Origin of the sequence: Desulfovibrio subterraneus (assembly GCF_013340285.1) — a bacterium.
GTDB lineage: Bacteria > Desulfobacterota > Desulfovibrionia > Desulfovibrionales > Desulfovibrionaceae > Halodesulfovibrio > Halodesulfovibrio subterraneus.
The window spans coordinates 213949-237010 of record NZ_BLVO01000016.1 but is presented as its reverse complement, the minus strand read 5'-3'; the positions used below and the strand labels follow the sequence as shown (position 1 = coordinate 237010).

At 57.5% G+C, this 23062-nt stretch carries 20 protein-coding genes; 12 read left to right on the top strand and 8 right to left on the bottom strand.

Annotation, left to right across the window (positions count from 1 at the left end; translation table 11 throughout):
- Positions 1–278: 278 nt before the first annotated feature.
- Complete coding sequence (locus HUV30_RS15455) at positions 279–1928, bottom strand: LysM peptidoglycan-binding domain-containing protein (protein WP_174406404.1); 1650 nt, start codon at positions 1926–1928, stop codon at positions 279–281.
- 165 nt (positions 1929–2093) lie between these two features.
- Between HUV30_RS15455 and rlmB the strand changes: the two genes are divergently transcribed.
- Positions 2094–2852 (top strand): 23S rRNA (guanosine(2251)-2'-O)-methyltransferase RlmB, encoded by a 759-nt coding sequence (gene rlmB, locus HUV30_RS15450; RefSeq protein WP_174406403.1) that lies wholly within the window; start codon positions 2094–2096, stop codon positions 2850–2852.
- A gap of 211 nt (positions 2853–3063) precedes the next feature.
- On the opposite strand, the gene HUV30_RS15445 is transcribed toward rlmB, so the two are convergent.
- Positions 3064–4515, bottom strand: coding sequence for a sigma-54-dependent transcriptional regulator (locus tag HUV30_RS15445; RefSeq protein WP_174406402.1), 1452 nt, complete (start codon positions 4513–4515; stop codon positions 3064–3066).
- Positions 4493–6427, bottom strand: a complete 1935-nt coding sequence (locus HUV30_RS15440; protein ID WP_174406401.1) for a cache domain-containing protein — start codon at positions 6425–6427, stop codon at positions 4493–4495. Before HUV30_RS15440 ends, HUV30_RS15445 begins: the two co-directional genes overlap by 23 nt.
- Positions 6428–6714: 287 nt before the next feature.
- On the opposite strand from HUV30_RS15440, the gene HUV30_RS15435 reads away from it, so the two are divergent.
- Complete coding sequence (locus HUV30_RS15435) at positions 6715–7767, top strand: class I fructose-bisphosphate aldolase (RefSeq protein WP_174406400.1); 1053 nt, start codon at positions 6715–6717, stop codon at positions 7765–7767.
- Positions 7768–7860: 93 nt separating this feature from the next.
- On the opposite strand, the gene cobT is transcribed toward HUV30_RS15435, so the two are convergent.
- Positions 7861–8940, bottom strand: coding sequence for a nicotinate-nucleotide--dimethylbenzimidazole phosphoribosyltransferase (gene cobT, locus HUV30_RS15430; RefSeq protein ID WP_174406399.1), 1080 nt, complete (start codon positions 8938–8940; stop codon positions 7861–7863).
- Between the two features lie 204 nt (positions 8941–9144).
- Between cobT and HUV30_RS15425 the strand changes: the two genes are divergently transcribed.
- From HUV30_RS15425 to HUV30_RS15405, 5 genes are all read left to right on the top strand, one after another.
- On the top strand, positions 9145–10524 hold the full coding sequence (locus HUV30_RS15425; RefSeq protein WP_174406398.1) for a trypsin-like peptidase domain-containing protein: 1380 nt from the start codon (positions 9145–9147) through the stop codon (positions 10522–10524).
- 211 nt (positions 10525–10735) lie between these two features.
- Positions 10736–10924: a ferredoxin gene (locus tag HUV30_RS15420; RefSeq protein ID WP_174406397.1), complete on the top strand. Its 189-nt coding sequence runs from the start codon at positions 10736–10738 to the stop codon at positions 10922–10924.
- Between the two features lie 357 nt (positions 10925–11281).
- Positions 11282–11956, top strand: a complete 675-nt coding sequence (locus HUV30_RS15415; protein ID WP_174406396.1) for a YkgJ family cysteine cluster protein — start codon at positions 11282–11284, stop codon at positions 11954–11956.
- Entirely contained in the window at positions 11953–12342 is a 390-nt protein-coding gene (locus tag HUV30_RS15410; RefSeq protein WP_174406395.1) for a hypothetical protein, read from the top strand. Before HUV30_RS15415 ends, HUV30_RS15410 begins: the two co-directional genes overlap by 4 nt.
- A complete protein-coding gene (locus HUV30_RS15405; RefSeq protein WP_174406394.1) occupies positions 12332–12958 on the top strand; it encodes a tetratricopeptide repeat protein in 627 nt (208 codons plus the stop codon). Before HUV30_RS15410 ends, HUV30_RS15405 begins: the two co-directional genes overlap by 11 nt.
- Before the next feature lie 276 nt (positions 12959–13234).
- Here HUV30_RS15405 and HUV30_RS15400 read toward each other — a convergent pair whose 3' ends face one another.
- Positions 13235–15418 (bottom strand): glutamine synthetase III family protein, encoded by a 2184-nt coding sequence (locus HUV30_RS15400; protein WP_174406393.1) that lies wholly within the window; start codon positions 15416–15418, stop codon positions 13235–13237.
- Positions 15419–15911: 493 nt separating this feature from the next.
- On the opposite strand from HUV30_RS15400, the gene HUV30_RS15395 reads away from it, so the two are divergent.
- Complete coding sequence (locus tag HUV30_RS15395) at positions 15912–16709, top strand: hypothetical protein (protein ID WP_174406392.1); 798 nt, start codon at positions 15912–15914, stop codon at positions 16707–16709.
- A gap of 152 nt (positions 16710–16861) precedes the next feature.
- On the opposite strand, the gene bla is transcribed toward HUV30_RS15395, so the two are convergent.
- The 3 genes from bla to HUV30_RS15380 all read right to left on the bottom strand — a co-directional run bounded on the left by bla (position 16862) and on the right by HUV30_RS15380 (position 21167).
- A complete protein-coding gene (bla, locus tag HUV30_RS15390) occupies positions 16862–17737 on the bottom strand; it encodes a class A beta-lactamase (RefSeq protein ID WP_243452213.1) in 876 nt (291 codons plus the stop codon).
- 113 nt (positions 17738–17850) lie between these two features.
- Complete coding sequence (locus HUV30_RS15385; protein WP_174406390.1) at positions 17851–19215, bottom strand: sigma-54-dependent transcriptional regulator; 1365 nt, start codon at positions 19213–19215, stop codon at positions 17851–17853.
- 2 nt (positions 19216–19217) lie between these two features.
- Complete coding sequence (locus HUV30_RS15380; RefSeq protein WP_174406389.1) at positions 19218–21167, bottom strand: ATP-binding protein; 1950 nt, start codon at positions 21165–21167, stop codon at positions 19218–19220.
- Between the two features lie 268 nt (positions 21168–21435).
- On the opposite strand from HUV30_RS15380, the gene HUV30_RS15375 reads away from it, so the two are divergent.
- From HUV30_RS15375 to HUV30_RS15360, 4 genes are all read left to right on the top strand, one after another.
- Entirely contained in the window at positions 21436–21708 is a 273-nt protein-coding gene (locus HUV30_RS15375; RefSeq protein WP_174406388.1) for a hypothetical protein, read from the top strand.
- A gap of 77 nt (positions 21709–21785) precedes the next feature.
- Positions 21786–22058 (top strand): hypothetical protein, encoded by a 273-nt coding sequence (locus HUV30_RS15370; protein ID WP_174406387.1) that lies wholly within the window; start codon positions 21786–21788, stop codon positions 22056–22058.
- Between the two features lie 28 nt (positions 22059–22086).
- Positions 22087–22623, top strand: a complete 537-nt coding sequence (locus HUV30_RS15365) for a periplasmic heavy metal sensor (protein WP_174406386.1) — start codon at positions 22087–22089, stop codon at positions 22621–22623.
- Between the two features lie 223 nt (positions 22624–22846).
- Positions 22847–23053 carry a hypothetical protein gene (locus tag HUV30_RS15360; RefSeq protein ID WP_174406385.1) on the top strand — a complete coding sequence of 69 codons (207 nt, stop codon included), beginning with the start codon at positions 22847–22849 and terminating at the stop codon, positions 23051–23053.
- Positions 23054–23062 lie beyond the last annotated feature (9 nt).

Here is a 23062-nt window from a genome sequence, read left to right as displayed (position 1 = left end):
AGATGGAAGAACTCGTGATGTGAAAGAACTGTCCCTGCCGGTGCAGGGAAGGAGGGTTTAAGCAAATCAGCGACGCACGTCAACAAGGTTTTTGGATTATTCCTGCATTAAACTGCAACATACCAATTTTACTGAATAACTATATTCCTTCATTCTTGCGGCGTTCCCCCACCCCGCCCTTACCCCTGCCAGCTCAGGCCTTCACAGCGCATAGGGCACTCCGGAAAAACAAAGGGCCCCGATAAATCGGGGCCCTTACACTCTCGAATAATGATCAGCTAGTTCACAAACAGCTTTATCTGATCACCGGGGTGCAGCTGGCTCTGCTTATCAAGCTGGTTCCAGCGCATCACGTCCTGGTGGGACACGCCAAACTTGCGGGCGATGGACCACAGGGATTCGCCACGGCGAACACTATATACAATAGACTTCTTAACTTCTTCAGCCTGCTTGCGCGAGGCAACGGTCTTCTTGAAGGAATTGTCCGGAACGTACAGCTTCTGGCCGACCTTGAGCATAGACTTTGCGGTAAGCCCGTTGGCTTCCATCAGAGTCTGCAAGCTCACACCGGTTTCGCGGGAAATGGCGGAAAGAGTGTCGCCGGTCTGCACGCGGTAGTTGCTGCGCTTCTGAGCTATGGAGCGGGTCTTTGCACGGGACATATCCCACGCAACAGCCGAACTGGAACCGCCGCCGGGGATCATGACCAACTGGCCCACCCGCAGCACATTGCTGGAGTTCTTGTTCACGCTCTTGAGCACTGTCACCGGCACGTTGAACTTACGGCTTATACGATACCAGGAATCGCCGGACTTTATGGAGTAAGACTTCCAGCCTGCATAGGGACGGGACTTGGAAGAGGCGACGAACGTGCTGGCTGCGGCAAGTTGCTTGGCAGGCAGGTAGATCGTGGCATCGTGATCAGGCGGGCTGACCTGACGGCTGAACGCCGGATTGTAGGAAGAGAAGGTCTTCCACTCCAGCCCGCAAGATTCCGAAAGAGCCAGAAGGTCGGTGCCGCCCTTTACCCGCATTTCCGCCAGCTCGACACCGCAGTCCAGAGAGATGGGCTTGAAGCCCAGCTTCTCGAGGTTGCGCATGATCTTCACGATGGCGAGGAACTTGGGGACGTAGTGGCGGGTTTCCTGACGCAGCTGGGCTTTGTGGCTCAGCTGATCATTCTTCTGGGTAAGCTCGAAGAAGCTTTCAGCGCCGGTGCCCTTCATGGCGCGACCGATCTTGCCCTCACCCGCATTATACGCGGCAATGGCCAGATACCAGTCGCCGAAGTCGGCATACAGCTTGTTGAGATAGTCGGCAGCCGCATGGGTTGCCTTGAAGGGGTCACGGCGTTCGTCAATCCACCAGTCATACTTCAGACCATACTTGCGTCCGGTGTACGGCATGAACTGCCACATACCGGCAGCACCGGCACGGGAATAGGCATTGGGGTTGAATCCGCTTTCCACAAATGCAAGATACACCACTTCGTCAGGCAGACCTTTATCCTTGAACACCTTGCGTGCATAAGGCAGGTAGAGTTCGGCACGCTCAAGATAACGCTCGAACACTTCGCGGCGGGAGTGGGTGAAGTACTTGAAATACTGTTCGACGATCTCGCGGTCGCTGTCATCCATATCAATATTGATATCGAGACGGGTGTTCAGGGCCTCCTGTTCTTCCGCAGTCAGCGGAGAGGAGTCCTGACCGGGCGTTTCGTCGAGAGAAGAGACATCTTCACTGGGAACATCCGGATCACCGGACGCCTGTATAGAGCCCGGCTCGCAGACAGCCCCGTCAACAGGAGCCTTGACCACCGGACCGGAGTCAAGAACCGTCTGTTTGGGAGCACACGCACCAAGGGAAAAAACGAGCATAAGCCCGATAATCATCGTCGCAGAATATTTGCTGGGTAGTATTTTTTGCATGCATATTCCGTTTTAGAAGTTGGGCCCACTTGCGTTGGCAACTCCGGCAGAGTATCTGCATCCTATGTTGGATTATGCCACTACCGTAATCCAGAGGACAAAGCAATACACCGCAACATCACTCATTTTTTAAAGATTTTCAAGAACTCCAGTCAGGAAAGAGACATGTCTAACGATAATTATAATGATAACGGTGGGATTCTGCCCGGCACCAAGCCTGTGGCGGAGCGTCTGAAAACTTCTCCCGAACAAATAGATTCTGTACTTATTCGCAAGGGAAAAGTAGGACAAGATATTAATATTATTACTGATTTGTGTAAAAAAAATAAAATTCGCTTTACTTTTGTGCAGGAACAGGTGCTTGACAAGCTTTTCAACGGCAACCACCAGGGTGTTGTCGCCAAGATTTTTGATGCGGGTTTTCTTGAAGAAGACACCGTTCTCGAAATGGGCCTTTCCGCCCACCTGCCGCTGGTGCTGGTACTTGATCAGGTTCAGGACCCCGGCAACGCCGGCACTCTGGCCCGCACTCTGTACGGCATAGGCGGTGGCGGCCTGATCGTACCCAAGCACAATGCCTCCTTCCTCGGCGCTGCCGCTGCCAAGGCTTCTGCCGGAGCGCTGGGCAAGCTGCCCGTGGCCAAGGCCACCAATCTTTCCCGTACTCTCGAGCTGGCCAAGGAAATGGGCTACTTCGTTTACGGCGCCTACATGGGCGACAATGCCGAAAGCCTGTACACCGCTAAGCTGCACACGCCCGCCGTGCTGGTCCTCGGTAACGAGGATAAGGGCATCCGCCCCAACGTGGGCAAGCGCATAGACATCTCGCTGACCATTCCCATGCGCAACGACTTCGACTCTCTCAACGTGGCGCAGGCCGGCGCCATGATCATGTCACAGTTTCTGGCAAAGCTCGGCAAGTAGTCTTTCCGGCACACAGAACGCCCGCCCCGGCTATCCGGGACGGGCGTTTTTCCCGACTGCCTTTGGCGAAGTGCATGGTGGCTGACGCTAACGGGATACATGCTATCTGGCGCCAGCGGATACTTGTCACCCGACACTGACAGAGTGCATATTCCCTGACGCCGGCGGCGTGCATGTCACATTGCGCTGGCGGATTACATGTCATCAGACGTTAGAGGTCCTGTGACGAAATGTTGTGCTTCTTGAGGAGCGCATACAGACGGGACTGGGAAACACCGGAGCGCCGTATGACCTCCTTGATGTTCCCCTCCGCACTGACCATAAGCGCCTGCAGGTAGTTCTTCTCAGCCTCATTGATTGCCGCCTCGCGAAATTCTGCCAGCGGCGGCAGCTCCATTCCCGCAAGCTGCATGGCCTGCTGCGGGGCAGCCCCCCCCTGACGGACAGGCCCCCCTGCGGGCACATCCTGCTGCAACGTCATACGGTTGCGCGCCACAGATGCCCGAAGGCTGGGGGGCAGGTGCTTCGAAAACAGCACAGACTCAGAGGCGGAAGCGGCAACGGCATGTTCGATTGTATGAATAAGCTCACGAACATTGCCGGGCCAGTCATTTGCCTCCAGCGTATCAAGGAAGTCGGAGTTCAACCCCTTGAGCTCCATGCCTGCACGGGCGCAGTAAATATCGATGTAGTGCGCCGCCAGCGCGCGGATATCGCCCTTGCGCTCCCTGAGCGGAGGAATATCTATGCGGATGGTCTGCAGCCTGAAGAGCAGATCACTGCGGAAAGCGCCATCGGAAACCATCTGCTCCAGATTGCGGTTGGTGGCCGCCACAAGCCGGAAGTTGCTGTGCACCTCGGCCTTGCTGCCTATGGGCCGCACGGTGCGCTCCTGCAGCACCCGCAGAAATGCCTTCTGCATGTTCAGGGGCAGTTCGCCCACTTCGTCGAGGAACAGGGTGCCGCCGTCCGCCTGAATAACCAGCCCGGTCTGGTCCTGATCCGCTCCGGTGAACGCCCCTTTGCGGTGTCCGAAGAGAATGGATTCCACCAGATTCTCCGGTAGCGCCGCACAGTCCACCACCACAAACGGTCCCTCGGCCCGCGCGCTGTTCTCATGGATGGCTCTGGCGAACAGCTCCTTGCCCGTACCGGTTTCCCCGATAATGAGCACGTTCGAATCTCCCCACGCCGCCTGCGCCACCATGTCGAGCGAACGGCCAAGCCCCACGCTGTCTCCCACTATGCGGTCCCGCCGCAGAGCACGCACAGGCTGGCATGCAGCCGCCCCTGTCCGTTCCCGGCGGTAGTCCAGCGCCCGCTTGAGGGTAAGGGAAATCTTCTGGATGGAGTCCGTTTTCTCTATGTAGTCCCATGCCCCGTTGTTGATGGCCAGCTCTGCCCCGTCCGGATCGCCTTCGCCCGTGATGATGATCACTTCGGGTGCCGAAGGGCACTGGGCAAGATCGGACAGAATGGACAGCCCGTTGCCGTCCGGCAGGTGCACATCCAGAAACACGGCATCAATATTTTCACGCCGCGCAAGGGCAAGGCCTGAGCCGATATCTTCTGCCGTAACGGCATCATGGCCCATGCGCCGCACTGCCCGCGTCAGGGCGTAGCGCATGGATTCGTCATCATCAATAATGAGCACTCGGGTCATCGTCTGTCGCCTCATCGTTCGCAGCCACGGATACGCTCTTATGCTCATCAAGCAACCGGCGCACTGCACTGCACAATTCCACGGTTTCAAAAGGCTTGGTGAAGAAGGAAGAAACCCCCACGGTCTTCCAGTCCTTGGGAATTCTCGGCAGCAGCCCGCTGCCTTCGAACCCGCTGTAGAGGATAACCGGCAGATCCTGCCGTATCTTATGGACTTCGCGGGTCAGTTCAACCCCCGTCAGCGAGGGCATCATGTGGTCCGTCAGCATCAGGTCCACGCCTTCGGGGTCCGAGGCGAAGTAATCCAGCGCTTCGGGACTGCTCGTCTTGCAGACCACATCATAGCCCAGACGCTTGAAAAGCTTGCTCACGGAATAGGCCATATCCTCGTCATCATCCACCAGCAGAATGGTTTCCGTGCCTCTGGGCAGCACGGCAACCTCTTCGTGGCTCTCCCTCTCCTCGGCAATGCCCGTGCAGGGTAACAGCACCGTAAACGTGCTGCCCTTGCCGGGCACTGAGCGCACCGTGATTGCCCCGCCGTGCATCTTGACAATGGAATGCGACATGGAAAGACCAAGCCCCGTTCCGCCGCTCTTCTTGCGGGTGGTGTAGAAGGGTTCGAAGATATGCTTGGCCACAACGGGCTTCATACCCACGCCCGTGTCTGCAACCTCCAGCCGTACATACACTCCGGCAGGCAGAGCCAGCGCGCGGGCGCGCTCAACGGAAAGGTCTTCCACATCCAGCGTGACGGAAAGCACGCCCTTCATGCCGCGCATAGCCTGCTCCGCGTTGGTGCACAGGTTCATGGCCACCTGCAGCAGCTGGTCAGGATCGGCCAGCACCTGCGCGCCGTGGGCGTTGATTTTCACCCGCACGTCGATGGTGGCGGGAATAAAGGTCTGCAGAAGGTGCATGCATTCCTTGATCACGCTCTGCATGTTCACGGCGTGACGGGGGGCGTCCGTCCTGCGGCTGAATGCCTTGATGCGCTTGACCAGATTCTTGCCCCGCTTGGCCGCCTTGAGCACATGCCGCAAGTCTTCATGCACCGGACTGTTTGTCGGTGTATCAGACAGGGCCAGTTCACTGCACGAGGTTATGGCCCCGAGAATATTGTTGAAATCGTGGGCTATGCCCCCCGCGAATATGCCGATGGCTTCCATCTTCTGCGCATGGCGCAGCTCTTTTTCCATCTGCTTCCACGGCTTGAGAATACCGTTCACCATGACAAGGCTGGTGGGCAGCACAATGATGATGAGCACAAGTATGGTACCCGTGCTGACCGTGAGAATGGCGTTGCGCAGATGCGCATCCAGACGGGTGCTCAGGCGCAGCTGTTCCGCCTCGATGGCATCGATATAGATACCGGTGGCCAGCCAGAACGAGGTGCCGGGGATCATTTCGGCATACGCCAGCTTGGGCGCTATGACCGCCTCGTTGGGCTTGTTGAAGAGATAGGTGACATAGCCCCCGCCCTTTGCGGCCTTTTCGCCCAGCGCGGCGATGTAGGGATTGCCTTTGGGGTCTTCGTGCTCGTAGCGGTTGGTGCTCTGAAATTCAGGATGCAGCGGGTGCGCCACGTTCACGCCGTGCTCATCATATATAAAGTAGTAGCCGGAATCTTCGTAGCGGATGCCGCGAATGGCCTCGCGCAGGGCGAGTCTGGGGTCCTGTCCGGTCGCTTTCGCCTCCTGCACCACATCGCCGAGCACGTGGGCGAGGGACTGCACAGACTGCCGCAGCGTACGCTCGTATCCTTCCATCATGGCGGATTTGGCTTCCATGATGGCGTCGGACTCAACCTTGCCCATGAAGTAGGTGTAGGTAACGCCAATGGCCGAGGCAAACACTATCATGAAGAGCAGCAGCAAACCGATGCGGCTGGCAATGGTCACGTTATTCTGCATATGAAGGTCCTGCGGCGGATACACCCCGCGCCGCGATTTCCGTTACCGGGAAAAGCCGCCAGCGGCGGCCGCAGGCAGGCACAAAAAAACGCAGCCGGTAGCGCCCGGCCTGCCGTACGGTACAGACTGACGTAAGACAATAGCCAATAAAAGTACAGACTACCCCGGGAACGGAACAGTCACTCGCCGTGAATAACGGCCAGATGCAATCATTATAATGTCGGACATGCCCTGTTGATGTATGCTTGGGAGCATATGACCAATTCCGCCAAGGGAGGAACCGATCCATGTCAGATATTGCCAACAAACTCGGCAAAGACGCTGAATATCTACTTGCCCACGAATGCAAAACCTTCAAAAAGGATAGCCTGATCCTGCCCGGTCCCGATTTCATCGACCGCGTGTTCGCCCACTCAGACCGCCCCATTCCCGTGCTGCGCAGCCTGCAGCAGCTCTTTGACCATGGCCGTCTGGGCGGAACCGGCTACCTTTCCATTCTGCCCGTGGATCAGGGCATAGAGCATTCCGCGGCCGCATCGTTCGCGCCCAACCCCATCTATTTTGACCCTGAAAACATTGTGAAGCTCGCCCTTGAAGGCGGCTGCAATGCCGTTGCCTCCACTCTCGGCGTTCTGGGCATGGTGGCCAGAAAATACGCGCACAAAATTCCCTTTGTGCTCAAATTCAACCACAACGAACTGCTCACCTACCCCACCTTCGAAGACCAGATCATCTTCGCCTCCATGAAGCAGGCAAGAGACATGGGCTGCGCTGCCGTGGGCGCGACCATCTATTTCGGCCATGCCACCAGCAACAAGCAGATCATCGAAGTGGCACGGGCGTTTGAAGTGGCGCAAGAACTGGGCATGGCCACCATTCTGTGGTGCTATACCCGCAACAATGCCTTCAAGAAGGACGGCGTGGACTACCACGTTTCCGCAGACCTGACGGGTCAGGCAAACCACCTTGGCGTGACCATCAAGGCCGACATCGTGAAGCAGAAGCAGCCGGAGAACAACGGCGGCTACACTGCCGTCAATTTCGGCAAGACCCACCCTGCGGTCTATAAATGCCTGACCACGGACCACCCCATCGACCTTACCCGCTATCAGGTCGCCAACTGCTACATGGGCCGCGCCGGTCTCATCAACTCCGGCGGCGCATCAGGCGGTGCGGACGACATGAACGAAGCCGTGCGCACGGCAGTCATCAACAAGCGGGCAGGCGGCATGGGCCTTATCTCCGGCCGCAAGGCGTTCCAGCGCCCCATGCAGGACGGCGTCGCTCTGCTGAATGCCATTCAGGACGTGTATCTCGACGATACCGTCACCATTGCCTAACGAAACCCCAAGCCCACATAAACGCCACGACCCACGAAAAAGGCCGCCCCAAGGCGGCCTTTTTCCATGTAGCAAATCTATCCGGTGCGATGCCTAGAGTGATTCCGCACCCTTGGTCACGCCTGCACCGCTGAAGGTCGCCATGTCGTTGAAGACATTGCAGGCGGAACGCAGCAGGAACAGCGTAAGCGCGGCACCGGTGCCTTCGCCCAGACGCAGGCCGAGGTCGTGCAGGGGCTTGATGCCGAGCGCGCCCAGGATCTTGCGGTGCCCCTGCTCTGCCGAGGCATGGGAGAAGAAAGCATATTCCTGCACGTGGGGGCAGATGGCCGCAGCCGCAGTGTAGGCGGCAGTGGAAATGAAGCCGTCCACCAGCACCACCTGTTCATTCTTGGCGGCACCAAGGATAAGCCCAGCGAGCGCGGCAATTTCATACCCGCCCAGAGCGGCCAGCACGTTCACGGGATCGCCGGTCTGAATGGCTGCCTTGTTCGCCTGCAGCGCACGGACGATCACGCGGGTCTTGTGCACTATGCCCTTGGCGTCCAGTCCGGTACCCGCACCGGTGATATCCGCCGGATCAATACCGAGGTAGGCGCTATACAGTGCCGTGGCCGGAGTGGTGTTCGAAATGCCCATTTCACCGGTCGCCACAGTGCGGCATCCGTCCGCAGCGGCCAAGTCGGCCAGCTCTATGCCGAGCATAAGGGCCTTGAGGCAATTCTCGCGGCTCATGGCAGGGCCGTTCACGAAGTTGTCGGTGCCCTGTGCCACCTTGCGCTGCAGCAGCTTGGCATGCTCGGGATACTCCCCGCCGCAGCTGCCCGCGTCCACAACCATGAGATCAGCTCCCACGGTCTGGGCGAGCACGTTTATGCCCGCTCCGCCGGAGAGAAAATTAAGCACCATCTGTCGGGTGACTTCCTGCGGAAACAGGGATACGCCTTCGGCGGTCACGCCGTGGTCACCGGCAACGGTATAAATACGCGCGGGGTCTGCGGAAAGCGGACGCACGCCGCGCTGAATGCAATATAATCTGAGGGCAATTTCTTCCAGACGGCCAAGGCTGCCCTTGGGTTTGGTCAAATCATCCAGGTGCGCCTGACCGGCTGCCTCGAAATTTCTGTCTACAGGGGCAATGGCCTGCACGGCACTGGCAAAAAGCTGTTCCATGACTCATGATCTCCGTTGATTCTCTTGGATTTCCAGTGGCCGACACGCTACGCACAATGCCTCTGTATGGCAAGCGGCCGCATGGTATGGTAGAATGTAATGAAAGGGACTGCATCTTTTCTTGAATGCCCACCCCCATGCGTGCTAGCGTCCGAAGATGAAATACAACTCGAGGCCACCGGCCCGACGAGAAAAGGATATTCCATGAGCCGTCCGACTGCATACACGCTTTTCACCATCATGACCGCCTTGCTCGCCTTCTGCGTGCTTCCCGCACACGCCATGAACGCCACTGCCTATGAAGCGCTGGAAGCCAGCCAAAGCCAGCGCATCACGCCGGTTGTCCGGGCAGTGCAGAAGGTGGCCCCCGCCGTTGTCAACATCACCACCCAGCGCATGGTGGAACGACGCGCATCGCCCTTCGGGGACATATTTCAGGATGAATTCTTCCGCGAATTTCTGGGCAGAAGCGGCATTCCCACCCAGCAGATGCAGCAGAGCCTCGGCTCCGGCGTCATTATTGACGGCAAGCAGCAACTGGTGTTGACCAACGCCCATGTCATAGAGGGTGCCACCGCCATTCAGGTTCTGCTGCAGGACGGCCGCTCGTTTGATGCAGATATGGTCGGCTCCGACCCGGACTTCGACCTTGCCGTGCTCCGTCTCAAAAATGCCACCGACCTGCCGGAAGCCCCCATGGCCAGCTCGGCAGATATCATGCCCGGAGAAACCGTCATTGCCATCGGCAACCCTTTCGGATTCGGGCATACGGTAACCACGGGGGTTGTCTCGGCCCTCAACCGTTCCATCAAGACAGAACAGGGCGTCTTCACAGACTTCATCCAGACCGATGCGGCCATCAATCCCGGCAACAGCGGCGGCCCCCTGCTCAATATTGAAGGCCAGCTCATCGGCGTGAACACGGCCATCTTCGCCAAGGCAGAGGGCATAGGCTTTGCCATTCCCATCGACAAGGCAAAGCGCGCCGTGGCCGAACTGCTTGATACGGGCAGCGTTTCCCCCGTCTGGCTCGGCGTTGCAGGCCAGAATATCGATCAGCGCATGGCCTCGTGGCTGCGCATGAAATCCACCCGCGGCATGCTGGTGACGGAAGTGTATGACGATACGCCTGCGGCACGCGCGGGCATTCGCCCGGGCGATGTTCTGCTCAGCCTGAACGGCATAACTGTTGAGGATAACGACCACTACCTGCAGCTGCTGCGCAACCACACCCAAAACGAACTGGTGCGGCTGGGCATGCAGCGCGACGGCAGGGACATGACGCTCAACCTGCGCACCGTGGCCCTTGCGCCCGACCTTGCCCGCAAGCTTGCCGAGCAGCGATGGGGCTTTGTGGCCGTCGCAGCGAAGAACGGGCTCACTGTCCAGTCTATCCGCGCAGGCAGTCCGGCAGCCCAGCTGGGCCTGCAACAAGGTGACATCATAGTCAAAATAGGCGGCATAGCCATGCAGACATACGGAAACTACCTGTATGCCTTCACCAAGCACCGGCTGGATGCCACTGTTCTCATGCTTGTTGCCCGCGAAGGACGCGGTTATTACGTCCGCATGAAAATGCAATAATATATGTGTGTTAATGAATGCTCAGCGTATTTTTTCCGGCACGGCTTTCAAATGTCTTCTGATAATACGCTTCAAGCCTTGACACCCGCTAAGCTGACAGCTATCTGCAAAATCGATGAGTCCAATGTCCCCGATTTCCGAAGCTCTCGGAGCACGGGACCTGAATTTAGAAGATTCCCGTAAGGAATCAAAATAAACCTGGAGGAATACCATGGGTTGGAACGTAACTGTTGATCACGACAAGTGCACCGGCGACGGCGAATGCGTAGACGTATGTCCCGTTGAAGTTTACGAACTGCAGGACGGCAAGGCTGTTCCGGTGAACGAAGAAGAATGTCTGGGCTGCGAATCTTGCATCGAAGTGTGCGAGTCCGACGCCATCACCATTGAAGAAGTTTAAGTATCAGTCGTAATTACCTATTACGCACTTGATCTGAGCCGGGCGGTGGAAATTGCTTTTCCACCGTCCGTTTTCAGTATCTGGCGGCCTGCAGTAAACAGGGCCTTACCCGCGAGAAAGGCTGCATCCCGTCTCTCTCCGACCGTCCGGTCCTTTTCCCGCTTCCGGGATTCTGCCTGTGCCGCCACCGCGGGAAAAGCGCGCTTTTAAACCATTGCCCTTGCCAGCGGCAAAAATCGTCCCTATTCATGTGGCGGTGTTCGGCGTCCGTATCACCCGCGTATGGGGCCGCTTTTCCTGTTCATGATCAGTTGCCGATAGTACTCGCCTGCGGGGCTACGGGTAAGGAGCGTGTGAATGTTACCGGATTTTTCTGATATTTTCGACAGATATGAAGCACTGGTTGCCGAAGTGGATACCGTGTTCGCCAAAGTTGCCGAACAGCATCCCAAATGTGTGACCTGTGAAAAAGGCTGCAGCGACTGCTGCCATGCCCTCTTTGACCTCAGTCTCGTTGAAGCCATGTACCTGAACAAAAGCTTCATAGAGAATTTCGGCGACGGCGAGGGCCGCTCAAACATCATCATCCGAGCCAACGAAGCAGACCGCAAGTCGTACAAGCTCAAGCGGCAGGCCTACCGCGACTCGCAGGCCGGAGTCGACACACAGACCATTCTCGAAAACATGGCCCGCGAACGCCTGCGCTGCCCCCTGCTGGGTACAGGCGAATCCTGCGAGCTGTACCAGCACCGCCCCATCACCTGCCGTCTTTACGGCATTCCCACCGCCATCGGCGGCAAGGCGCACACTTGCGGCAAGGCTGCCTTTGAAAAGGGCAAGCCCTACCCCACCGTGCATATGGACAAGATACAGGACCGTCTGATCGCCCTGAGTCAGGAAATTGCAGACAGGGTCCAGTCCAAATTCAGCGAACTTTCCGGCGTGTTCGTACCCGTTTCCATGGCGCTGCTCACCGTATACGATGAACAGTATCTGGGTGTCCGCACGCCCAAGAAGGACGCAGAGAAATGAGTATTTCCGCCACCATGTACCGCGACGGTTCCGATCGACTCCTCACACCCGAGGAAGAGGAACAGAAGCGTATAATCTATGAGCAGATGAATCCGCGCCGTCGCAAGTATGTCGACCGCATCGGATACGATAAATGGGATCCTTTCCAGAAACCCAACGATCCCATGGAACTGCGCATGGACATCTCCAAGCGCACAACGCAGCAGCTGGTGCGCGAGTTCCTGCAGAACCACAAAGGCCAATACAGCAATGACTATGGACGCGGCGCTCTGGAAACAGCCGTGGGCATAATCAACAGAGACGAGAAGGTTCGAGGCGTCTTCGACTTCTGCGTCTGGTACTACAATCTTCTGATAGACGAGGGGTACACCGACTATGAAAGCTAGCTACGACAACATCGACGAGTATATTGCCGACCTGCGCGCCTCCATCGAACAGAATGCAGAATGCGCCAACCACCACTACAATCTCGGCGTGGCGCTGCTTTCCAAGCGCGACTGGGCAGGTGCCGAAGCTTCTTTCCTCGAAACCCTGCGTAACTCTCCCCGCTTTGCGGAAGCCCTGATTCAGCTCGGCGGCATCTGCCTGCAGCGTGGCGACCTTGACGGCTGCCTGCGCTACAATCAGGAAGCTGCACAGTGTCGCGCAAAATTCCCTGTGCCGTGGGCAAACATGGCCTTTGTGCACCTGCAGCGCGGCGAAGCCGAAGAAGCGCTCAAATGCGCCAAGAAGGCCCTTAAATGGGACGAGAACTTTGTTCAGGCTCAGGCCACCATGGCCAGCGCCCTGTACATGATGGGCGAGCTTGACGAGAGCGAGAAGGTGAGCATGAAGGCCATTGCCATGTATCCCGGATTTGCTCCGGCATACAACAACCTCGCTCTGGTTGCGCTGGAACGCGGCGATTTCGATGCTGCCATCGAAAATGTGGACAAGGCCGTTGAACTGGGCTTTGAAGTGGACCCCCGCTTCCTCGAAGAGCTGGCTCCCCACCGCAAGTAAGCGCATCTGATACAGTACGATTACAAAGGCCGACCGGATAATCCGGTCGGCCTTTTCCATTTGCAGCTTCAGCGCGTGTTGCACAGCGCAAACGCGCCTGTACCTCACTCAGCCTGCCCTCCCCAGCCCACGCTCTCATTTCAGACAGCTCCAGATCGAAACGCTCCTCACCACTCCGACTCTGACCCAATCTCCGACCAACAAAAAAAGGCCCGCCTTACGGCGGGCCTTATCATTCTATCACGAGGGAAGCGGCAGGGATGAAGCTGCGTTGCCCTACTTGATGAAGAGCATTTCCTGATAGGTGGGCAGATTCCACAGGTCGTCTGCAACCACAACTTCAAGAGCGTCTGCGAAGGAACGTACTTCCAGCATCTTGGGCAGAACCTTTTCGCACAGGAAGGTGGCTTCGGCCTGCAGGTCGTCAAAGTGCTGTCCGAGCAGTTCTTCCAGATCGTTGGCAGCCTTCTGCAGACCGCGCAGCTTGGCGGTAAGGTCGTCCAGAGAAGTCATGACGCAGTCCTTGCCGATGGCGCGCAGGTTGGCGCAGGTTTCGGCCAGTTCATTCTGGTAGCGCACAGCACCGGGGAAGATCATGGTGCGGGCCATGCGGATAACCAGCTGCGCTTCGGTCATGACGGTCTTTACATACTGCTCAAGGTAGATGTTCTGGCGGCTGTCCAGCTCGCGCTCGGTGAACACTTCGTACTTGACGAACAGGTCCTTCACTTCCTTGCGGGCCAGCACGGGCAGGGCTTCAGGGGTGGTGCGCAGGTTTTCGAGGCCGTGCTTTTCCACTGCTTCCTTGTGCCATGCTTCGGAGTAGCCGTCGCCGTTGAAGACAACAGCTTCGTGCTTCTTCACGATATCCTGCAGCAGCTTGCTCACACACTCGTTCAGGTTGGAGAGGTCGGGCTTTACGCAATTCTCAAGAGACGTTGCGATGTAGTCCAGCGACTCGGAGAGCATGGAGTTCAGCGCTACCTGAGGACCGGCAATGGACATGTTGGAGCCCACGGCGCGGAATTCGAAGCGGTTGCCGGTGAAGGCAAAGGGGCTGGTACGGTTACGGTCGCCGGCGTCCATGGGCAGAGGCGGCAGGGTGTCTACACCCACGCGCAGGTCGCCCTTGGTCTTGGAGGACTTGGCACCGCCTTTCTTGAGCTGTTCAAAGATGTCCGTCAGCTGTTCGCCAAGGTACACGGACATGATGGCGGGCGGAGCTTCGTTGGCACCCAGACGGTGGTCGTTGCTTGCGGAAGCAACGGTTGCACGCAGCAGTGCGCCGTACTTGTGCACAGCACGGATGGCGGCAGCGCAGAACACGAGGAACTGCATGTTCTCGTGCGGGGTGTCGCCGGGATCGAACAGGCTGCCGAGGGTGGCGTTACCCACGGAGTAGTTCACGTGCTTGCCGGAGCCGTTGATGCCGGCAAAGGGCTTTTCGTGCAGCAGACAAACCATGCCGTAACGCAGAGCCACTTCCTTGAGGGTGGTCATCACCATCTGGTTGTGGTCGGTGGCAAGGTTGGACGTTTCAAAAATGGGGGCGATTTCGAACTGACCGGGAGCCACTTCGTTATGGCGGGTCTTCACAGGCACGCCAAGCTTGTAGAGTTCGCGCTCAACTTCCATCATGAAGGAAAGAACGCGGGGCGGAATGGCGCCGAAGTAGTGGTCTTCCATCTCCTGCCCCTTGGCAGAAGGGGCACCGAACAGGGTGCGGCCGCAGATCTGCAGGTCGGGACGGTTCAGAACGAAGTTGCGGTCGACGAGGAAGTATTCCTGCTCGGGTCCGCAGAAGGAAACAACGCGCTCATCAGAAGCCTTGCCGAAGAACTTGAGCACGCGCTGGGCCTGCTTGTTCAGGGCCTGCTGCGAACGCAGCAGAGGGGTCTTCTTGTCCAGTGCTTCGCCGGTCCAGGAAACGAACGCGGTGGGAATGCACAGGGTGGTGCCGTTGGGGTTTTCAAGAATGTAGGCGGGGTTGGTCACATCCCAGCAGGTGTAGCCGCGGGCTTCAAAGGTGGTGCGCAGGCCGCCGCTGGGGAAGCTGGATGCGTCAGGCTCGCCCTGAATCAGCAGCTTGCCGGAAAACTCCGCAAGAGCGCCGCCCTTGCCGTCGGGAACGAGGAAGCCGTCATGCTTCTCTGCGGTCAGGCCGGTCAGGGGGTAAAATACGTGGGTGTAGTGAGTGGCACCCTTGGAAACCGCCCAGTCCTTCATGGCGCTGGCAACGGTATCGGCAATGGAGGGGTCCATCTTGTCGCCCATGTCGATGGTACGCTTCAGAGACTTGTACACGTTCTTGGGCAGACGTTCCTTCATGACCTTGTCATTGAAGACGTTACAACCGAAGAGATCGGTAGGCTTCTCATCCATGAAGTTCAAGGGCTTGTTGGTAGCCCTGAAGTTGTTGACGGCAGTGGTGGCGTTCAGCCGAGCCTGGGATCCGCTCATGTCTACAGCTCCTTACAAGAAGTTTGATGCAACTCCCGACCACGGGGATTTTCTTTGTATGACCAGCCCAAGCGGGCTTTATCCCGCATAGCACGTACAGTGCCAGTGCATATAAAACAGGACCTTATCAGGCAGAAACGCTTGAGGCCACTCTTTTTTGAGGCTAGTTTTTACAAAATAGTTAAAAAATGAACGTCAATCAAGCTTTAGTTGATAACAATTTTGTGAAATAGACAACAAACCCCTGATGGCGCGACGTCCAATATATGACAATTTTGTAAATCCGCATCGCCTGTTATATTCCATGGGTGGAAGAGTATCAGACTCTAAAGAGTTTTGCACCCGTGACGATATGCTTTAGTGGAACATACACACCCCGCGCCGCGCGCATCTTCGCCGCGAGTTGCGCAGGGGAAAGGCAACGATACACGCGCCCGAGTCCGGCTGCCCCGCAGATCAGGCAGAGGCGAAGGCCGCGCAGGAGCTACGAACCATGAACAGCATCCAGTCAAACGGATACGGATTCGGCAACCTCTTCGAACACGAAGGGGGGCTTGGTCGCATCATGGGCAACGGGCACCTTTCTGCCTCCATTCAGGGAGGCAAAGACACGTCGGCCACGTTTGCGGCCGATGTTGTTTCCCGCATCACGCCACCCAAGCCGGAAGACCTGCAGGACCCCGCAGCCATTGAGCAGCTTCAGCAGCAGTTCGGCGACGACACCGGCGATCTTGCAGGCTCCCTGCAACGCACCGTGGAGTTCGTGCAGGAACGGTATGGCAAACACGCCGCCACCGCCGTCATGGGCATGGTATATAATAGGATAGGCAACGGTGAGGTGACGGAAGAATCACTCGGCGCAGGACTGCTCGACAGCGTGAAGTTCATTGACCGCAATTTCGGCATGGCCGAGGGCGACAATCTCATGAACTTCCTCAACGACGACCTGAATGCCGAGATGAACGACTTCTTCGACAACGGCCTTGAAGAACGCTTCTTCGCCGCAACACCGGGCATGACCTCTTTGTCGCAGTCTTTCTCCACCGCCCTTGGCAAGGTGACGGAAACTGCCGGACAGGATGCCGCCGACAATGTTCTTTCCATCCTTGAAAAAGCCATGGAAGACACCAACAACCCCGAGCAGTCCCTCAAGCTGGCGCTGGAAGAAGCCGACAAGCTTCTTGCGGAACAGGGCAACACCCCGTTTACCGCCATCCTCGCCCAGAACGTGGGACTGGGTGCCTCGGCCGTAGAGCCGCAGGTGGGTACCCTGCTCAACATCACCGTATAGTTTCACGCCATTTCGAATACAATACAAGGCCGGACAGAATCTCTGTCCGGCCTTTGTGCTTTACGTAACCTTACCCCAGACTATGCTGCATTACAAAAGGAACGCAAGACAATTCCTGCCTCGCACTTCCCCCGCAGGCACAGCACATCCGGCTACTGCATCACAGGAAACAGCACCTGCCCCAGCCGTGCGATGGATTCATTGCGTTCGGCCATGGTTGCCTTTGTTTCGGCAATATAGATGGATACAATCCAAGGGGATTTCGCGGGGGGATATACCACCGCGATGATGGAACGGGAACCGTTGCCTCCCGCGCCGGTCTTGTCGGCAATGCTCCAACCGGTTGGCAGCGACTTGCGCAACAGCGCATTTGCAACGGCGTCTCCCTTCATCCACTCCGCAAGAAGCTCTGCAGAATCCTCCGACAGAACCTTTCCGAAGAGCATGGCGTGCAAACTTGCAGCCGCTGCCGAAGGCGTGGTGGTATCCCGCAGATCTCCGGGAATACCCTCATTAATCTCCGGTTCCTTCCGGTCCATACGGGTCACACTATCGCCAAGCGACTGCATGAAGCGATTAAAAGCCGCCACCCCGCCTATTCTGTCAACAACCACATTGGCAGCGGTATTGTCGCTGTAACTCACTGCCGCCTTACACAGCTCGCTGTAGGCAATCGCCCTGGGGGCCAGATATTTTTCTGTAACCGGCGAATAGGTCACGAGGTCGCCTTCATGAATCACGGCGGTATCGGCAAGGGACAGAATACGGCTATCCACCTGCTGCAACAAGGCCCCGCAAAGAAATGCCTTGTGGGTGCTGTTGATGGGGAAACGCTCGCTGCCTTTGTACTCGAAGCCGGAACCGTCGCTTGTATCAAGTACAGCAACGCCTATCCGCGCACCAAGGCGCTTTTCTTCCATCATGACTGCATCACGCAGCGTGCCGGAATCAAAGGCATACGCATTCACCCGCAGCAGAACGAGACACACCGCCACCGCCACGAGACCCGCGTGAAAAATTCGATTCACAACCAACCTCCAACTCGGTTTTGCTCCCGACTTCACCTTTACAGCAGGCAGGGAAAAGAACATGCGCAGTGCGGCAATCTCAGAGACAGTCTCGCCCGGACACAGGGCTCGCCCTACTCCATGCCGTAGCGCTTGAGCTTGTTATGCAGGGTGGCGCGGGTAATGCCGAGACGTCGCGCTGCTTCGCTCTTGTTGTCGGCGCATTCCTTGAGCGTGGCCATTATGGCACGCCGCTCCAGTTCATCCAGCGACAAGCCCGCAAGGGCCGGTTCTCCGTCCGCCGTAATGGGCACATCGTTGATCTGGGCATCAGAAAGATTGCGCGGCAACTCGCGAAGGGTGACGTACTCGCCGGTTGTCATGATCACGGCCCGCTCCATGGCATTTTCCAGCTCACGCACGTTGCCCGGCCAGTCATGCCGCACAAGCGCGTCCATGGCCTGCGGGGTTGCCCCCTTCACGGCCTTGCGGTTCTTTTCCGCAAACCGGCGCAGAAAGAAATCCGCAAGCAGCGGGATATCATCGCGCCGCTCGCGAAGTGCAGGCACGCGCAGCCCGATCACGTTCAGCCTGTAATACAGGTCTTCACGGAACTTGCCCGCCTGCACCTCTTCGTACAGATCGCGGTTTGTGGCCGCAATAACGCGCACATTCACGTGAAGAACCGTGTCGCTGCCCACTCGCTGCACTTCACCCTGCTGCAGAGCACGCAGCAGCTTGGATTGCAGGGCCAGTGGAATCTCGCCTATCTCGTCAAGGAACAGGGTTCCGCCATCAGCCTGCATGAAGCGCCCTTCTCGCCGCTTGTCAGCTCCTGTAAAGGCCCCCTTTTCATGGCCAAAGAGCTCGGATTCGAGCAGCGTCTCAGTAAGGGCCGCACAGTTCACTGCCACAAAGGGCTTGCCCGACCGCTCGCTCCCCACATGAATGGCGTTTGCGACCAGCTCCTTGCCGGTACCGGATTCACCGCTGATAAGCACTGTGGCGTCCGTGGGCGCAACGGTGAGGATCATTTCCGTCAGCTCCAGCATGGGCGCACTCTTGCCTATCATGCCCTGCGCCCCCCGGCCTTCAAGCCGTTCACGCAGGGTGCGGTTTTCCACCGCAAGGCGGGTATGGTCGAGCATCCTGTCCAGCGTGAACCTGAGCACATCAAAGTCCAGCGGCTTGGTCAGATAGTCATATGCTCCGATCTTCAGGGCCTCAACCGCTGTTTCCACAGACGAATAGGCCGTCATTATCAGCACGGGAATGGCCGGATTGAATGCCTTGATCTCGCGAAGCGCTTCAATGCCGCTCATCTTCACCATACGAATGTCCATGAGCACGGCATCATAAGGGGTAAGGCGCACCTTCTCCACGGCGACAGTGCCGTCGTCTGCCTCCTCCACGTTGTAATTCCACCCCTTGATCAGCGTGCGCAGCATGGTGCGGTGCGCGGTATCGTCGTCTACAATCAGAATGGTACTCATGGTCATCCTCAAGCGTCCTGCTGCGCATCGAGCGGCAGCAGTATGGTGAAGGTGGTTCCGCCCTGCGCTCCTGCCGGAGCGCCGTTTGCCTCGTCAGGAGCAGAGCCGGAAGCGGCAGCGCAGGTATCTGCAGTCCGGGAAACAACGCTGATTACGCCGCCGTGCGCTTCAATGATCTTGTGCACAATGGCCAGCCCCAGCCCTGTCCCCTGGCTCTTGGTCGTAAAGTAGGGATCGAATATGCGTGCCAGCGCGTCCGGCGTTATGCCGTGGCCCGTATCTGAAATACGGATGCGCAGATACTCGTCGTCCTCGACATCAATGGCCATGTTCAACTCGCCGCCGTCTGCCATGGCTTCCATCCCGTTCAGACAGATGTTCAGCAACGCCTGCGAGAGCCTGTCAGGATCGACAAACAGGTGGGGCACCCCTTCTGCACAATCGCACGAAACGGCAATGCCCTGTGCGGCAGCGTCCGGCCCGAGCAGACGCACGCAGTGGCGGGCAAGCTCGCAAATATCCGCCTCGATCCGTTTGATGTCCGAGGGCCTTGAAATACCGATAAGGTCCGTGATGACGCGGTTCAGTCTGTCCACCTCCTGCACCATGATGCATGCGGCGGCACGGTCTTCGCTGCCTTCAGGAAAACGGGTGCCGAAATAGGTGGCATAGCCCTTGATGGAACTGAGCGGATTGCGAATCTCATGCGCCACGCCTGCGGCAAGCGAGCCCACCGCAGCCAGCTTTTCCTTGCGGCGCACTTCCTGCTGCAACCGCCGCACCTCGCGCAGGTCGCGCAGAATCAGGATATCAGCCAGATGCTCGGCATCTGCACCGCCTTCATTTCCTTCCTGACCAAACACCCGCGCACCGCTGATGCTCATGGGAATGACGGCACCGCCATTGATGAGGCACTCCGTTTCCGCTTCATGCATGCGTCCTTCCCGCGACAGCACCGAAAGGGCTTCCGTCATGGCGCGGGGCAGCACGTCTTCCGGCCGCTTGCCGCGAACGGTGTCATACGTCACGCCGAGCTGTTCCTCGGCCTTGCCGTTTACAAGCGCCACCCGGCCATCACCATCCACCAGCACAAGCCCTTCCGGCAGGCTGGCGATAATCTCGGCGGAAAAGGCCTGCGAATCACGCAGCATCTGGCGCGAACGCCGCACACTCTGCGCCCATATCAGCGAGATGAGTCCTGCAAGCCCCAGCAGAAGCAGCATACCTGCCATGACCATGGCATGGCGGGCATCCCGGTCTCTGGCCTGTTCAAAAGGGGTGACGTCCATACCAACATATATAATGGGGGGCGGCATGTCGGGGGTGGAGAAGAAACTCATCAGCTCCCGGCTGTGGCCGTCATGACGCATACGGCCCATGCCGCGCCCACGCCCGTTCATCATGGAGGAATGTCCAGAATCCCCGGCCCCGCCCTGCTGCATGGTTCCGCCCTGCTGGTCATCGCCGTGCACCCGTCCCCACCAGCCGTCGCGCCCCTGCAGGGGCATGAACTGCCGGTAGACCACAAAGGCACGGTTGTTCTCCTTGGTCATGATGCGCCAGCTTACACCCTTGGCAGGTTCGAGCTGTGACATATCCTCGGGAGAGAACACCACCTCGCCCTGCTTTTCCGGCTCGCTGTGCGCAAGCACCCTGCCTGTATGGTCCGTCACCATGATAAAGAGGATATCAGGCTGGTCAGCCATTTCCTCAACAAGCACCTGCATGCGCATTTCCGCCCCCTGAGGATTGCGGATGCCGGTACGCGCACCGGCCTCCAGAGCCTTGATGAGCGAGGCTCCCTTTTCTTCCAGGATGGTGGCCATCTGCGTGCCGTCACGGTCGAAGTTCCGCAACGTCATGGCAACTATGATAATGCCAAGAATAACCGCCCCGCTGATAACTAACCACGGAGAGGCAAAAGGCCCGGGCAGGCGTTGTTCTCTATGTAATTTCATTGTCGTCAGTTCCATGATCCGCCCGTCTCCCGTCGAAAAGTATACACATGCTCACTTTTTATACACCCCTCATTCGGGGACTGTACAGCTATTATACACATGTGTGTTTTCTTTCTCTCCGGACTCACAAGCTTCATTATGAATTTTTGCATTTAATTTCAAATTGATGCGTAACACTTTCAACTGTTGGCACACCCATTGCTATATACCAGACAAGCAAAACGTGAACCAACTTCACGTACCAATATAAGTATCAGGAGATATCACAATGAAGTTTTCCAACATCGTTCTCGGCCTTGGCATCCTTGCTTCCCTCGCTCTCGCAACCGCCGCCTTTGCCGGCCCCATGCAGCACGGAACCATGAACAACTCCGGCCAGCACATGATGATGAACAACGGCTGCCCCAACATGAACGAAGACGGCACCATGAAGAATCGTAACGACATGAAGCCGGGCCACAACCGCGACGGCATGAACATGCAGGGCCAGCACAACCGTTCCGGTAACATGCATAACCTGATTAAGGGCAACGACCGTTAGTCAACGCACACAACAGACCGAACAAACGTAACGTGAAACCAATTTCACGAACACATATACCCTCAGGAGATATTACAATGAAGCTTCCCAACATCGTTCTCGGCCTTGGCATCCTTGCTTCCCTCGCTCTCGCAACCGCCGCCTTTGCCGGCCCCATGCAGCACGGAACCATGAACAACTCCGGCCAGCACATGATGATGAACAACGGCTGCCCCAACATGAACGAAGACGGCACCATGAAGAACCGTCACAACATGAAGTCCGGCCACAACCGCGACGGCATGACCATGCAGGGCCAGCACAACCGTTCCGGCAACGCGCATCTCCTGATTGAAGGCAACAACCGTTAATTTCTTACCATTTTACAAGGAGAATATAATGAAAACCCGTAACATCATGATTTCCACCCTCGCTCTTGCAATTCTTGCCATCGCTTCTGTTTCTTTCGCCGGCATGCACGGCGGCGGCCACGGCGGTGGTCACGGTCCGGGTAACGGCCAGGGTATGATGAGCAACTGCGGCGGCATGGGTGGCGGCATGGGCGGCGGTATGGGCCACGGCATGATGGGCAACTACGTGCCTGCCAACCTTACCCCCGAGCAGCAGACCAAGTTCATTGCCCTGCAGGACGCCTACTACAAGAAGACTGAAGCCCTGCGCACCGACATGTGGGCCAAGCACACCGAACTTGAAGCCCTTTCCGGCAACGACAAGGTTGACCCCAAGTACATCACCCAGCTCGTTCAGGACATGAAGGAAATCGGCACCAAGATGCGCGCAGAACGCGAAGCCTTTGAAACCCAGGTTGAAAAGGAAGTAGGCATCAAGGATTTCCGCCGCGGATACGGTCGCAACCCCAATTGCCCTTACGCTGACGGCGTTGCCCCCGCAGCTCCCGCAGCTCCTGCAAATTAACAACGGCATCGGCAGAAACCAGGCCAACGACAAGGTACCTTCACACCTTCCTCATGGCTGCCCCGCTGGACCTCACGGTCCGGCGGGGCGTTTCCTTTTGCAAAGCGCTGCTCACAAAATGCAAGTACCACTTGCTCTCCTCCATCCATTAGGACATAATCCCCTGAAAAGGTTGTTTTAAACTGTCTATTCCGCCTGCAGGAAAGAAGGAGCCGGAGAATCAATGGAAACCGCGCACTCTCCTTTACTTGAAAAGCTGGAAACCATCTTCAGGGCCCTGCGCAGCAGGGGCATAGAGCGCTCCACCGTGATACAGGCAACCCGCACCCTGCTGCTTGCCCGCAGAAACGATCATCCCGGCAGCGATGCAGCAATTCTTGCCTGCTCACGGCAGGAAGAAAACGAATCCCCCATTTCTCTCTCCGCCTGATCCTTTCAT

Excerpts from the sequence above, each read along its gene's own strand:
- HUV30_RS15455 (WP_174406404.1), bottom strand. The coding sequence starts at position 1,928 with ATGCAAAAAATACTACCCAGCAAATATTCTGCGACGATGATTATCGGG.
- rlmB (WP_174406403.1), top strand. The coding sequence starts at position 2,094 with ATGTCTAACGATAATTATAATGATAACGGTGGGATTCTGCCCGGCACC.
- HUV30_RS15445 (WP_174406402.1), bottom strand. The coding sequence starts at position 4,515 with ATGACCCGAGTGCTCATTATTGATGATGACGAATCCATGCGCTACGCC.
- HUV30_RS15440 (WP_174406401.1), bottom strand. The coding sequence starts at position 6,427 with ATGCAGAATAACGTGACCATTGCCAGCCGCATCGGTTTGCTGCTGCTC.
- HUV30_RS15435 (WP_174406400.1), top strand. The coding sequence starts at position 6,715 with ATGTCAGATATTGCCAACAAACTCGGCAAAGACGCTGAATATCTACTT.
- cobT (WP_174406399.1), bottom strand. The coding sequence starts at position 8,940 with ATGGAACAGCTTTTTGCCAGTGCCGTGCAGGCCATTGCCCCTGTAGAC.
- HUV30_RS15425 (WP_174406398.1), top strand. The coding sequence starts at position 9,145 with ATGAGCCGTCCGACTGCATACACGCTTTTCACCATCATGACCGCCTTG.
- HUV30_RS15420 (WP_174406397.1), top strand. The coding sequence starts at position 10,736 with ATGGGTTGGAACGTAACTGTTGATCACGACAAGTGCACCGGCGACGGC.
- HUV30_RS15415 (WP_174406396.1), top strand. The coding sequence starts at position 11,282 with ATGTTACCGGATTTTTCTGATATTTTCGACAGATATGAAGCACTGGTT.
- HUV30_RS15410 (WP_174406395.1), top strand. The coding sequence starts at position 11,953 with ATGAGTATTTCCGCCACCATGTACCGCGACGGTTCCGATCGACTCCTC.
- HUV30_RS15405 (WP_174406394.1), top strand. The coding sequence starts at position 12,332 with ATGAAAGCTAGCTACGACAACATCGACGAGTATATTGCCGACCTGCGC.
- HUV30_RS15400 (WP_174406393.1), bottom strand. The coding sequence starts at position 15,418 with ATGAGCGGATCCCAGGCTCGGCTGAACGCCACCACTGCCGTCAACAAC.
- HUV30_RS15395 (WP_174406392.1), top strand. The coding sequence starts at position 15,912 with ATGAACAGCATCCAGTCAAACGGATACGGATTCGGCAACCTCTTCGAA.
- HUV30_RS15385 (WP_174406390.1), bottom strand. The coding sequence starts at position 19,215 with ATGACCATGAGTACCATTCTGATTGTAGACGACGATACCGCGCACCGC.
- HUV30_RS15380 (WP_174406389.1), bottom strand. The coding sequence starts at position 21,167 with ATGAAATTACATAGAGAACAACGCCTGCCCGGGCCTTTTGCCTCTCCG.
- HUV30_RS15375 (WP_174406388.1), top strand. The coding sequence starts at position 21,436 with ATGAAGTTTTCCAACATCGTTCTCGGCCTTGGCATCCTTGCTTCCCTC.
- HUV30_RS15370 (WP_174406387.1), top strand. The coding sequence starts at position 21,786 with ATGAAGCTTCCCAACATCGTTCTCGGCCTTGGCATCCTTGCTTCCCTC.
- HUV30_RS15365 (WP_174406386.1), top strand. The coding sequence starts at position 22,087 with ATGAAAACCCGTAACATCATGATTTCCACCCTCGCTCTTGCAATTCTT.
- HUV30_RS15360 (WP_174406385.1), top strand. The coding sequence starts at position 22,847 with ATGGAAACCGCGCACTCTCCTTTACTTGAAAAGCTGGAAACCATCTTC.